Source organism: Streptococcus suis, assembly GCF_002964045.1.
Taxonomy (GTDB): Bacteria; Bacillota; Bacilli; order Lactobacillales; family Streptococcaceae; genus Streptococcus; species Streptococcus suis_U.
Window position 1 is genome coordinate 1 of record NZ_POPB01000108.1, and the last position, 287, is coordinate 287.

General features: G+C 41.5%; 1 protein-coding gene. It reads right to left on the bottom strand.

Translation table 11 applies throughout. The features are described from left to right. Nucleotides 1-287, bottom strand: a 287-nt coding sequence (locus tag C1E99_RS00460) for a homoserine O-acetyltransferase/O-succinyltransferase family protein (protein WP_161951114.1), incomplete at both ends; no start/stop codon positions are given.

Consider the following 287-nt stretch of genomic DNA (forward strand, 5'->3'; position numbering starts at 1 on the left):
TGTTGAATAAACATGTGTTTTTGACCAATCAAAAACTTGAGTAAGTTCTTGCCAGTAATCAACTTCCTCAAAAGGTAAGTTTTCAACTGGTGCTCCTGTCACGATGAGCCCATCAAAATAGCTATCCCTGACCTGCTCAAAAGTCTTATAAAACTGCTTCAAATGGTCCGAGTGTGTATTTTTGGACTCGTGACTAGCCATGTAGAGAAATTCAACCTCTAGCTGTAAAGGAGTGTTAGCCAAAAGACGGAGCAACTGAGTCTCCGTCACGATCTTCTGTGGCATGA